The following is a 12,484-nucleotide window of genomic DNA, read 5'->3' as shown; positions in this document are numbered from 1 at the left end:
TTGCGAAGTACTTATGAATAGAATTAAAACTATCCTTATTGAAGATGAGCCTATTGCGAGAGGTCGCCTGGAGAAATTAGTTTCCAAGTTAGGCCTGATCGAAATATTGGGTGTATTCGAAAACCCATTGCAAGCAATTGACGTTTTAAGACAGCACGAGGTAGATCTCATTTTATCGGATATAGATATGCCTGAAATGGATGGAATTACCTTTCTCAAAGGACTTGCTCATCCACCATTTGTTGTTTTTATAACTGGGCATTATGAGTATGCGGTCGATGGATTTGAGCTGGATGTGATCGATTATATCTTAAAGCCACTCCTGACGGAAGAGCGCTTGATCAAGGCAATTGAAAAAGTTCAAAAGGCAATTTTGTTTTCTAGAAGGGGCCCACAAGGTGAAAGAAAGGCGATTAAGATAAAGGATCGGAACAAAACTATTTTTATAGATCCGGCGGATATTTTCTATCTAAATGCCTGGGGGGATTACATTCAAATTTATACGTTAGAAGGTATGCAAACGTTGCTGTCTACCATGAAAGATATGGAAGCAGAACTACCTTGGGATATGTTTGCTCGTATGCATCGGTCCTATATTGTCAATATCAAACAGATCAAGGGTGTTGAGGCAAGTAAAGTCATTCTGAAAAATGGGACAGAACTCGGTATCGGTTTACAATATCGTAATCAACTTTTCGCGAAGATGGGACTTATATAATTTATCGGATTCATACGTTCTTTCTGTTTTCCAATTTGCATTTTATAATAGCCAAGCATAAAGTGGTAAACAGCAAGTTCATGTAAGCGTTGATCGGACATGAACAATCGGTTAATAAACATATGAATGTAGCTTGATAGTAACGATGTTCGGGCCGACTTGAATTCGTCTAGATCGGTATGGCTCCGTAAGGTGTTAAATATGTTGTATTGAAGTGCATTTAGTTTCTTCTGGGAGTTTTCCGTGTTGTCTAAAGGTTTGTCGAACCAGTCTTTTTTCTCTTTGAACTTCTTGTTGAGATGAATCCAAAGGTTTTTATTATTATCAAATTCTTGCTGATAAAGCGTATTCATCTGTAGGCAGAAATCTCTTTTTTCGATCAGCGTAAATTTTGCAGCTTCTAATAGCGACTCAATATTTTCGAAAGCCAGGCGCCATCGATCATTGTTTGAAGTACTTTGTTGAATAACCTTCAGTACCGTTTCGCTCTGTTGATAGAATAGCTCCTCACTAAGTTCCATACAAAATGGGGTATAGCGTTCAATCTCCCGTGTATAAGTGTCAACGGATAGCGTTGATATCTGACCATCTTTAATAAACTGTTCTAATAGGGTATTCAGCGTGGATATAACGGAATAATACTGGCTTGGATCTGAAAGCTCAACTCTAAACCTAATGTGGGGCGATGGATCGTTGTACCGTATAAAAAACCATTTTTTTAGGACATTTTGCTGACTAATTGTCGCTACGATAATGGGGAAAACTTCCTTTAACAAGGTGTCTGCAAAATGTAAACCACAATAGATCTTGGCGTAAAGCCATTCACTGCCCAAAGGGAAGCATCTTTTTAGGTTATTGTCTTGCGGAGCTGATTCATTTGTGAAAGTCTCCTGTTGTGATTCTATTGGAATAATGATTTCGTTGGCAAAAATATGTCCATCTTTATCCCTGGCTACTGATGAATAGTCATTCAGGATATATTCGGTTAATATGGTCTCTCTTTTGCACATATGATCCAATACGATTTCTATGCAAAAAGGATTGTCTAAATTTATCAACAGTTCATTATCGCCGCTGCTGATGATGACCATTGCAGGGATTGCTAATTCCGCTTGTATATTTTTTATGAAAGCCTGAGGGTTACTGGGGTATTTCGCTATTTTTTGAATTCGCCACTGGGCTCTAGACAAGATAATATTTTTGTAGCTTATTCTTGGGAGCCTCGGCTGCTCTTTCATAATCCCCCAATTCCAGGAAAGATCCAACCTATTATTTTGGAACTGAAAATCTGCGAGAAACTTGTAAATATTCATACCCTGTTCAAAATTGTGGGCCGTCGTCAAACGGGGGATAACCATTTTATTGAATTTCTTGGACCACAAGATTAGACGCTGTCCTTTAAGGAACAGGTATAAGTCATTAACATCAATTTGCTCTTGTTCTTCGTCGATTGTTGGGCTTAGGCAAATTGATGCCTTTCGCAGCGCAGGTCTATAAATTATATTACCAGCATTATTGTCTGGGTAATGACAAATCTCGGCAAGTATTGCATTGGGAAAATGCTGCTGCTCTTTGTTGGCCGATTCTTTTAATTTGTTATGCAATTCTTCATCCAAATGTGCAAATCTGGAAATTAAGTTTCCTGATGACGAACCACCAATAGTACCTAGATTGAAGAATAAATTTTCCTGACATGAACTTCTAAGGAGATTGCCGATGGCATAGAATGAAGAAGGGATAGTATGGACTGTTTGTTTACGCTGTTTAGCGATATGATCTAGATCTTTGCCGGTCAGCCGAATTTCGGTGAATTGATTTTTTACACTTTCTACAAATTTTTCAATGACCAGATCTTGATAATGGTGGTCCCCATATTTTTTTTCGCCCGTCGGAGGGATGTTTTTAACTTCCCCGAGTATTTCATCCGTTATATTGTAAACACCTTCTTGACGTCCGTAACCAATCCCAATATCGGGGTCTAGAGCTGTCGTTAGCGGGACCATTCTATCTTCATATTTAACAGAGAACGCAGCTCTAAACTGGTCAAAATCTGTTAACTTAGCCTGGCTGCAAAGTGGTAGTAAATCCTGAAATTGATCTCTTATGTGATTTAATGCGGTATCTGATAAGTTATTTTCGTCCATCCCCATGAGGAGGTCCCCCTGTAACGAATTGGTCATATCAAGGTCTGGAGCTAAAGGCTGCAATAATTTAAGGATGGCGTTTTGGATCTCAATGACAGATTGAGAACTATGAAGCCATTTTTTTACTGTTAATAAAGGATTTAAATAATTTTCCACCTTATCCACTCTTTCAAGCGAGGTTATCAGGCTGTCCAGATAACCTCGGCCAATTACATTGGGCTGTAATTCAGAAGATATGATTCCAAGGCTGATGAGGTTATTGACGAATAGGCTCGCATGCGTTGTTGATGCTCCAAGACCTTGCAGCAGATCGATTAATGATTGATAGTGGCTGGTTCTCTTATTGCGTTCAAAGTATTGGATGACTCGATCCAAAACTGGAGTAAGCCTTATGCGTTTTAGGATATGCTGTCCTTTCTTCCCATTTGCCACTTTTTGATAATATTTGTAATATTTACCATCTAAGTATAAGGTCGGATTGATACGATAATAGAGTTGACTGTAAATTCTTTTGTCTTTTGATAGCTGTTCAATAATTCCTGTCAAAATGGTGGCATCCAGTTTTAATACAGCTTTATTCGCATTAGCCCTAATTAACGATACCTTTTTTTCGGAGACGGTAAGGTTCCCAAAAGATACCCCTGCGAATAACCCGAAAGGCGTACTTCTGGTGCTCATCCTAATCGCATATTTGAGTAGTGAAGCGATCATTTTTGAGCTGCTCTCTTTCTTATATTCAAGCCATTTTTGAACCTCTACAGAGAAGGCAGGGCTCGCCAAAAATAAGGCTTCTTTTAATTGCTCATCTTGAAACAAATGACGAAGTTTCTCTTCCATTTCATTTCTCTCTTTTATCGTTAAAAGATCAACGGTAAATGCAGCTGGAAGTAGCGGCGTGCGCAGAAGAAAATAATCGGATAAGTGGAATAATGACATGAATTAGTAGGACTAGTATTGCATGACTTGTTTTATACAAGACTGAAACATTTCGGGCGAAATTGGTTTTTGTAGCGCAAAATGCTTCCTATTTTTGATAAATTCCGGATAATGCCAGCGTGACACAGCGGACGTAATGATCAGGATAGGAATATCAGCGATCAATTCGGCAAGTGTATTAATATTACCGCCGCTAACAATGAGATCGAGGAATAGGATGTCTGCAGATTTTAGATCATGACTAAATAATGCTGGATTTTCAATGTCTTCAACCATCTTTATCAATTGAAGATCTGGAAACATGTGAATGTATTCAACTATCTTTTTTGTCGCCAGGGGTTCATCCTCAATGAGAATACATTTAAGCTTGGGTGAAGTCATATACTCGGTTCTTTTTTTATTTAGTAGGCAATAAAGACGATTGCTGTAAAGGCGCCTACCAGAACGCCTTCACAGCATTATCCTCTTTTATATTACTTTTGAAGATGTAACTGTCTTAATAGTTACCAGTTCCATATCATCAAAATCAAAAAATGAGATCGGTTCGACCACGCAGACAGTTTGTACATCCAATACAAAATCCTCCGCTAAAAAATTTTCAATGTTTTCCATAGTTATACGTTTAAATTGTAAACAAATGTGCTTTCTATGAAAAAGAACAACGAAAAATATCGACAGAATTGAAAATGAATCGGACGAACTAAAGAATCTATTCGACGAAAAAATAGCGCCTGTTCCTATTTCTGTTCGCAGTGTATTAGACGCTGTTCGAATAGTCTGCCAGATTATAATTAGCATTGAAAGAAGGTCCATCGTATGCTGTTGGAAAATTCGACGAAACAGCATTTGAGTACGATGAAATAGCAGCTACTTCATTGTAGGATTCCATCTGGTTCATTATTTTAGACCTATCTATTTTAGCAGCGAAAAACCATTTCTTTAGCCATTAAAGCCATATAGCGTAAATAGATAAACTAATGAGAGGGCTTGAGGTAAGTCCTTCCAAAAAAGCATCTGCCAAATAAATAGGTGAGTAGTGTGGGCGCGTAAAACAATTGAGAATATGAATTTATCTAATGAAATGCACAGTTTTTTGAAAAGAGAAGGTTTACGGTTATTTAGAAAAAAAGTAAGCTGGCAGACCTCTGCGAAATATCAGATCTATGCAGATGGGAAAACAAAGATTGGTGTCGCATTTGACAGAATTCAAAATTTTATCGATGAAAATACCAATGCATCCGGCTGGAGTGGAATGGAAACGATTAAACTCGAAGAACGCGGTGATTATATTATCTATGGTTTTGTTGAAGAAGTTGAAAGCTAAAGAAGAATTGAGTTCAACCTGTCGTATCGTATTATCGAATAAATATTACAAATCAATTCCCTAATTGTGTAATGATTTCGATGTTATTTGTGGCCAAATTTGTTGTGTAAAATAAAACAATCAGTTATGGCGACAGATATTTATAAAGATACGGTTTATCTACCTTTAGAAGATGTTGAAAGTGAACATTGTGCTTCAATTGTCGAAAAAGGACTAGCTCAGGTCAAAGGCTTGGCGAGCTATCGGGTGGAATTGAATAATCATAGAGCTGTTATCGTACCTAAAGATAGCGAAGCGGTCGTTAGCAGTGTAAAGACGATCAAAGATCTTGGTTATGGTGTTTCTACATTGACCAAGACATTTCCAGTTCTTGGGATGACTTGTGCCTCATGTGCCAGTAGCGCCGAAAGTATGGCGAAATATGAACAAGGGGTTGTTAATGCGTCTGTAAATTTTGCAACCGGAAACCTTACGGTTGAGTATTTGCCTAATATTACGGATCATTTAAAAATCCAGAAAGCAGTCCAGGCTGGTGGCTATGATTTATTAATCGAAGATGAATCTACACAGCAGGAAACTTTGGAGGCTATTCACGCAGCTAAATTTCACAAGCTTAAAATCAAAACACGATGGGCAGTATTGCTATCGCTTCCCATAGTCGTGATTGGTATGTTCTTTATGGATATGCCGTACGCAAATCCTATTATGTGGCTGTTTTCTACACCTGTAGTTCTTTGGCTAGGCAAGGACTTTTTTGTCAATGCGTGGAAACAAGCGAAACACCGTTCGGCCAATATGGATACACTCGTTGCATTAAGCACTGGAATAGCCTACATATTTAGTGTATTTAATATGCTCTTTGCTGAATTTTGGCATCAACGTGGCTTGCATGCACATGTGTATTTTGAGGCCGCCTCTGTTGTCATTGCTTTTATTTTATTGGGTAAATTGCTGGAGGAAAAGGCCAAAGGCAACACCTCATCTGCCATTAAAAAGCTAATGGGGTTGCAGCCCAAGACGGTTATGGTCATTCAATCGGATGGGGTAGAGTGTCAGGTCCCTATAGAAGCCGTTAATACCGGCGATATCATTCTGGTAAAACCAGGAGAGAAGATCGCTGTCGATGGTGTTGTTATCAGTGGAAATTCCTATGTTGACGAAAGTATGTTAAGCGGGGAGCCGGTCCCGGTTTTAAAAACGGGAAATGAGCAGGTATTTGCAGGGACGATCAATCAGAAGGGCAGTTTTCAATTCAAAGCTACAAAAGTTGGTCGGGAAACAATGCTTGCACAGATCATTAAAATGGTACAGGATGCACAGGGAAGTAAGGCTCCTGTTCAAAAACTGGTCGATCGAATTGCTGGTGTATTCGTTCCTGTTGTCATTGGTATTGCTATTTTAACTTTTCTACTGTGGTTTACTTTAGGTGGAGAAAACCATCTGGTACAGGGTTTATTGGCGGCAGTAACAGTTTTAGTTATTGCTTGTCCTTGTGCACTAGGTTTAGCAACTCCTACAGCGATCATGGTTGGAGTGGGTAAGGGAGCTGAACAGGGGATTTTAATTAAGGATGCGGAAAGTCTGGAGCTGGCCAAAAAGGTAAGTGCAGTTGTTTTGGATAAAACCGGTACTATTACGGAAGGAAAACCTGTTGTCACTGACGTGTATTGGAAAAATAATGAAGATAATTTGAAAGGTATCCTGTTGAGCTTGGAGAAACAGTCAGAACATCCATTGGCAGAAGCTGTTGTAGGGTATTTTAATGATGTGAAAGTTACTCCAATATCCTTTATCGAAAGTATTACGGGGAAGGGTGTAAAGGGCAGTGAAGGAATCGAAACTTACTACGTAGGGAATCGGAGGTTGTTGGATGAAAATAGAATTACAATTTCGACAGAATTGATGGAACATGCTACTCTATGGGGAAATCAATCGAAAACAGTGATCTGGTTTGCCAATAGTCATACTGCATTAGCTGTAATTGCCATTGCGGACCGGATTAAGGAAACTTCTGTACGCGCTATCAAGGAGATGCAAGCAATGGGAATTGAACTATATATGCTGACTGGTGACAACGAGGCTACAGCCAGGGCCATCGCTGCGGAAACAGGTCTTCAGCATTACAAAGCTGAGGTATTGCCAGAGCACAAAGCCGATTTTGTTAAGGAATTACAGCAAAGGGGACAGGTGGTCGCTATGGTTGGGGACGGTATTAATGACAGTACAGCCTTAGCAACAGCGGATGTCAGTATTGCAATGGGAAAAGGAAGTGATATTGCAATGGATGTAGCGAAAATGACAATTATTTCTTCTGATTTGACGAAGATACCCCAGGCAATTCGACTTTCGAAACAAACGGTCGCAACGATTAAGCAAAACTTGTTTTGGGCGTTTATTTATAATTTAATTGGGATTCCCCTCGCTGCAGGTATTCTGTATCCATTCAATGGCTTCCTTTTAAACCCGATGATAGCTGGAGCTGCAATGGCATTGAGCAGTGTAAGTGTCGTCAGTAATAGCTTGCGGCTTCGTTGGAAAAAATAGCTAACTATGGTTAAGCTGTAGACCTCGTTTTAAACGGTAAATATTGTAAAACAAAATAGAAAAACTATAAGTATAGCCGATTGATTAAAGGGATCTTTGTATAGATAATTAAATAGATTAATAACATTAAAATTAAATAACATGGAAAGCAAAGAACTTCAATTCAAAACAAACCTTACTTGCGGGGGATGTGTATCCAAAGTAAGTGCAGATTTGGATAGTGTGGACGGTATCTGTGAATGGAATGTTGACACCACAAATGCAGACAAAATTCTGACTGTAAAATCTGAAGGTGTTTCGGAGGAAGAAATAATTGAAATTATCAAAAAGAAGGGTTTTAATGCAGTGACCTACTCCGCATAATTGTTCCATAAATCTATAGAAGCCTCACACCCTAAAAGTTGGACAAAACCTTTAGGGTGTTTTTATGAAGTATAATTATGAGACGAAACTGAGCTCAGTTTTATTAGTATTAAATTTGGGGTTTACCTTTTATCCATTTTAATTTTAGATTCCTGTTAATTAAAATGGATAAACATATCTTTAAAATTAAGTGTCATTTTAGAAAATTGGCGGATAATATCTTGTCCTATATTTCCATACACGGTTTCATTCTTGATCTTCGATTTTAATAGGCTTATCTTTTTAAGAGCGATGGGTTTATCGCCGATATGGAATGTATGTTGTATGACAAAGCCATCATATTCAACGTTACCACCTGCGCCACCCATGGCGACTTTGGTCGGTATACCATATTTTTCGATATACTGTTTGTAGGTTTCGTAAAATGGCGCATAAAGGATTGTTTTTTCCGCTCCTGTATCAAAGGTATAGTGCTTTCCATCAATGGCAATAAGGGGTGATAACCCATCTATTGCAAGATTTGAAGCCTTTTTTGCAACTGTAGGTCTCTTGGGTACAATAAAAACATTATCTTGTGTAAGCTGTACTTCTTGCATTGCTTCTATGACTGGGAAGCCTATTATGCCATTGATCTGATAGCCAATTTGTGGGATATAAAGTGCACTGTCTGGGAAAACCAGAAATATAGCATTCGATATGTTGATGTTACCAAGTTTTAATTGTTTACAGACTGCTAAATCGGCTTTGATAGCAATACCTGTAATTGCGTCTACATCAATATCTGCAGGGATAATATCCATATGAAGTCGTTTGGCCACGGATTTCGAAACTGTCGATAGGTTTGCTCCGGTGTCAAATATGAAACTTGCTGTATCGCCGTCAACCTCTACTTTTAGATTCTTTAAGCCGGCTTTATCTTTCGTCATTTTAAGACGGGTATCGTCGTTGATTTGTATACGCTGCGGTCTTACATGATCAAGTGCCGACCAGATTTTTAGATTGTTTCGGAGATCCGCTCTTGTATCTGTTGACAGCAAGGGATCGAATTCGAGTAGGATTTTCTGCGTTGTCTGTTTTGCCCTAGCGTAATCCTTCAATTTGACAAAATTATCTTCCTGAATACGTCGTATTTTTAGTCGCAGTGTGTCTGGCAATTCTTCTGTTGCTGTGTTCAGCAATGCGATTTTTTTGTTTGAAGTGATGGGGCTGTTAAAGGCATTATCGAGTATTGCCAAAATAAAAAGTTGCTCATGGGCGTTTAAGAAAGTTTTATTTACCTTAAGCAGGTCGCGGGCGGTGAAGAAATCTTTTGATGCTATTAGCTGATATAGGTTGTTGAATTTAGTCGACGTGCCTTGCCCGAAATTAAGCTGGGGGGCGATGAAAAACAGGAAATATGTTAACAAGTATTTTTTGAAATGATTTGACGCGAGATTCATGATGTATTCAATAGATTGTCTTTTGTTCAGTAATATGTTCACGCTTTTAAATGTCGGAAAAGTTCTTGTTATTTTTTTAATTTTATTATTGCTTATTTTATTATTGATCAATGGTTTATGTTGTGGAGTTGTGTGCCATACTTGTGGTGTTGGATAATTAAGGTTAAATTAGCTATTGTTTTGAGAAATTTCTCCTAGGAGGATTGGATTGACGAGATCTCCGAATTCGGATTTAATCTTTTAACCCTTACTTTAAGAGAACGATTAGTGAACAGGATTTATTTTTAATAGAATAATTTAATGAAACAAAAGACGATGAATATTAGGTTTAATAGCGGGGTTATTTTTTTTGGTCTTACGGCTTTATCGACCAGTTTATTTTTTGGATGTGGAAACACAGGAACTAAAAAAGAGATCAAGGCCGAAAAGGTGGAGGAACCTGCTGCAGCTACTGTACCCACAACGCAGGAGTTATCTTTTAAGGATAAAGAGGGTAAGGTTCTTCAATTAAGTGCTTTAAAAGGTAAGGTCGTGTTTATCAATTTCTGGGCGACCTGGTGTCCTCCTTGTATTCATGAACTACCTTCTATTGACCAGCTTAGGCAATCGCTTAAAGATAATAAGGATATCGTTTTCCTCATGGTGGATGTTGATGGCGACATGGAGAAGTCTTCAGCATTCATGGCGGAAAACAAGTATGATCTGCCCCTTTATATAGCAGAGGGTGACATTCCTGCAGAATTCTTAGGGCAGTCCATCCCGACAACGGTGATCTTGGATAAAACTGGAAAGATCGTAGAGCGTTTGGAAGGAAGCCGTGACTATGGAACTCCTGAAATAAAAAAAGCATTGCAGGATATCGCGAGCGGCAGTTAAAGATCCATCGTTGTAATCGCTATTTTCTATGGATGGAGAATAGAATTTGAAGAGAAAAAACAGTATTTTCGCGGTGTCAAGTTAATTTACAGCTATGTCCGAACTTCAAGAGCAGACTGCAGTCAGAACGACTTATTTTAGTATTGTAGGCAATGCATTACTAGCATTGTTAAAATGGCTAGCTGGTTTCTTTGGAAACTCCTATGCCTTGATTGCGGATGCAATTGAGTCAACAGCGGACATATTCTCTTCATTTTTAGTGCTTCTAGGTTTAAAATATGCGCAACGACCTGCCGACGACAATCACCCGTATGGTCATGGTCGGGTAGAACCCCTCATTACATTTATTGTCGTTGGTTTTCTCATCGTTTCTGCAACCATAATTGCTTATGAAAGTATTGAGAATATAGGAACGCCACATGACCTGCCAAAGCCTTGGACCCTATTTGTTCTTGGCGGGATCATTGTATGGAAAGAAATTTCTTATAGGATCGTTATGAAGAAAAGTAAAGAAACAAATAGTTCTTCACTTCGTGCAGACGCTTGGCACCATCGAAGCGATGCGATAACGTCAGTTGCAGCATTCATTGGGATATCTATTGCATTGTTGCTCGGAAAAGGATATGAAAATGCGGATGACTATGCGGCATTATTTGCTGCTGGATTTATACTGTATAACTGTTATCATATTTTCAGACCGGCGCTTGGCGAGATAATGGATGAAAATGTATACGATGAGGTCATTGATAATATCCGGGAAGAAGCATTAAAGGTAGATGGGATAAAAGCCACAGAAAAATGTTTTGTCCGCAAATCCGGGGCTAAATATCATGTCGATCTGCACGCTATTGTTGATAGTGAAATTACCGTAAGGGAAGGGCATGAGCTGGCGCATAAACTCAAAGACCATTTGGTTGCGCATATTCCCGATCTCGGTCATGTGATGATCCATATTGAACCGAACGAATGTCTTTGGGAAGCAAATTGAAATGGCAGCACATGTTACTTTGAACCGTGCCACCATTTGATTTTTTAGAACCTTAGGTGTTTTCAGCTTCAAGCAATTCGATCTGCCATTTAATCTGATCCGCTTTAATAGGGTAATCGACATTATTTCTTAAGCTTTCATAAATGGCTTCAAACAGCTGATTGTAATCTCCTTTATGTGGTGTTACTAAAGACTCATGTTTTTGATTTGATGCGTCTATCGTAAAAAGTTTCCCCTCTTGGCCGGCTGGCTCAAGGCCATAAGATGGATTGTCAGGTAACATACCATCTAGCAATTGCTGTTCTTGCACATCCGTCATATTCTTGATAAAACTCCCTTTTGTACCATGCAAAACAAAGGCGGGCTGCGGAGAGGCGACAAGTAGACTGCCTGTTAAATATACGTTCAGTCCAGCTGGATAATAGAGCTGATAGTGAAAATAATCTGCAACTTTAGAATCCGGCCTGTTAATGGATGTTGTTTTGGTAAATTTAACCGGCTTTCCAAAAAGTGAGATTGCCTGATCAATAAGGTGAGGGCCTAGGTCATAAGTAATGCCATTGGAAATATATTGCGTATCTTCCTTAAAGTATTTTTGCCCCAATTCCATTTTATAGCGATCAAATCTGAAATGCACTTCAATCAGCTTTCCTAATTCTCCGCTGTCGATTACCTTTTTAATGTCTAAAAAGTGACCATCATACCGTCTGTTTTGATAGAAAAATAATTGTTTACCTTGTTTTTTGCTGATGGCAAGAAGAGTATCGAATTGCGTAGCGTCATCAACGGCAGGTTTTTCTATCAATACATGTTTTCCTGCTTCTAGAGCCTCTTTGGCATATTGGAAATGTGTATAGTTTGGTGTATTCACAATGACCAGTTCGATGCTTTCATCCGCTAGGAATTCAGCGATGCTATTATAGCTTTTTATTGCCGGATAAAATTCATGTGCTGCTTTTTTCGACCGTTCTACAACAGCGCTGAGATTGAAATGTGGATTGGTATGTATAAATGGTGCGTGAAAAACACGTCCTGACATGCCAAAACTCAGTATTCCTGTGTTAATTTGAGTGTGTTTCATGTTGATTTAAATTACTTTAGCGTTGTCTTGTTAGTTGTTAGACTTCAATATAAACTTTAATGCTACTGCGT

General features: G+C 38.7%; 12 protein-coding genes. 6 read left to right on the top strand and 6 right to left on the bottom strand.

Annotation, left to right across the window (positions count from 1 at the left end; genetic code table 11):
• Nucleotides 1-13: 13 nt before the first annotated feature.
• The gene (locus tag GVK91_RS02645) at nucleotides 14-718 is read left to right on the top strand and encodes a LytTR family DNA-binding domain-containing protein (RefSeq protein WP_159726770.1); all 705 of its coding nucleotides are present in this window, start codon (nucleotides 14-16) and stop codon (nucleotides 716-718) included.
• Here GVK91_RS02645 and GVK91_RS02640 read toward each other — a convergent pair.
• From GVK91_RS02640 to GVK91_RS27595, 4 genes are all read right to left on the bottom strand, one after another.
• A complete protein-coding gene (locus GVK91_RS02640; RefSeq protein ID WP_159726768.1) occupies nucleotides 688-3,798 on the bottom strand; it encodes a lantibiotic dehydratase in 3,111 nt (1,036 codons plus the stop codon). The two genes, GVK91_RS02645 and GVK91_RS02640, sit on opposite strands and share 31 nt — an antisense overlap.
• A gap of 12 nt (nucleotides 3,799-3,810) precedes the next feature.
• Nucleotides 3,811-4,179: a hypothetical protein gene (locus GVK91_RS02635; protein WP_075992579.1), complete on the bottom strand. Its 369-nt coding sequence runs from the start codon at nucleotides 4,177-4,179 to the stop codon at nucleotides 3,811-3,813.
• A gap of 87 nt (nucleotides 4,180-4,266) precedes the next feature.
• Nucleotides 4,267-4,410 (bottom strand): hypothetical protein, encoded by a 144-nt coding sequence (locus GVK91_RS02630; protein WP_153848663.1) that lies wholly within the window; start codon nucleotides 4,408-4,410, stop codon nucleotides 4,267-4,269.
• Nucleotides 4,411-4,555: 145 nt separating this feature from the next.
• Nucleotides 4,556-4,687, bottom strand: a complete 132-nt coding sequence (locus tag GVK91_RS27595) for a hypothetical protein (protein WP_259254939.1) — start codon at nucleotides 4,685-4,687, stop codon at nucleotides 4,556-4,558.
• Between the two features lie 174 nt (nucleotides 4,688-4,861).
• On the opposite strand from GVK91_RS27595, the gene GVK91_RS02620 reads away from it, so the two are divergent.
• From GVK91_RS02620 to GVK91_RS02610, 3 genes are all read left to right on the top strand, one after another.
• On the top strand, nucleotides 4,862-5,122 hold the full coding sequence (locus GVK91_RS02620) for a hypothetical protein (RefSeq protein WP_145330518.1): 261 nt from the start codon (nucleotides 4,862-4,864) through the stop codon (nucleotides 5,120-5,122).
• 126 nt (nucleotides 5,123-5,248) lie between these two features.
• On the top strand, nucleotides 5,249-7,666 hold the full coding sequence (locus tag GVK91_RS02615) for a heavy metal translocating P-type ATPase (protein ID WP_159726764.1): 2,418 nt from the start codon (nucleotides 5,249-5,251) through the stop codon (nucleotides 7,664-7,666).
• 141 nt (nucleotides 7,667-7,807) lie between these two features.
• Nucleotides 7,808-8,029, top strand: coding sequence for a heavy-metal-associated domain-containing protein (locus GVK91_RS02610; protein WP_075992582.1), 222 nt, complete (start codon nucleotides 7,808-7,810; stop codon nucleotides 8,027-8,029).
• Nucleotides 8,030-8,184: 155 nt separating this feature from the next.
• Here the strand turns inward: GVK91_RS02610 and GVK91_RS02605 are convergent, their stop codons facing one another.
• The gene (locus GVK91_RS02605; RefSeq protein WP_159726762.1) at nucleotides 8,185-9,510 is read right to left on the bottom strand and encodes a retropepsin-like aspartic protease; all 1,326 of its coding nucleotides are present in this window, start codon (nucleotides 9,508-9,510) and stop codon (nucleotides 8,185-8,187) included.
• Nucleotides 9,511-9,783: 273 nt separating this feature from the next.
• On the opposite strand from GVK91_RS02605, the gene GVK91_RS02600 reads away from it, so the two are divergent.
• Nucleotides 9,784-10,344 carry a TlpA disulfide reductase family protein gene (locus tag GVK91_RS02600; protein ID WP_235032740.1) on the top strand — a complete coding sequence of 187 codons (561 nt, stop codon included), beginning with the start codon at nucleotides 9,784-9,786 and terminating at the stop codon, nucleotides 10,342-10,344.
• 94 nt (nucleotides 10,345-10,438) lie between these two features.
• Complete coding sequence (locus tag GVK91_RS02595; protein WP_153848520.1) at nucleotides 10,439-11,332, top strand: cation diffusion facilitator family transporter; 894 nt, start codon at nucleotides 10,439-10,441, stop codon at nucleotides 11,330-11,332.
• 52 nt (nucleotides 11,333-11,384) lie between these two features.
• Here the strand turns inward: GVK91_RS02595 and GVK91_RS02590 are convergent, their stop codons facing one another.
• Nucleotides 11,385-12,413 carry a Gfo/Idh/MocA family oxidoreductase gene (locus GVK91_RS02590; RefSeq protein ID WP_159726758.1) on the bottom strand — a complete coding sequence of 343 codons (1,029 nt, stop codon included), beginning with the start codon at nucleotides 12,411-12,413 and terminating at the stop codon, nucleotides 11,385-11,387.
• Between the last annotated feature and the right edge of the window lie 71 nt (nucleotides 12,414-12,484).

Source organism: Sphingobacterium sp. 18053 (assembly GCF_902706145.1).
GTDB lineage: Bacteria > Bacteroidota > Bacteroidia > Sphingobacteriales > Sphingobacteriaceae > Sphingobacterium > Sphingobacterium paramultivorum.
Note: the sequence above shows the minus strand (reverse complement) of the source record. Positions and strands in the feature narration are given on the sequence as shown.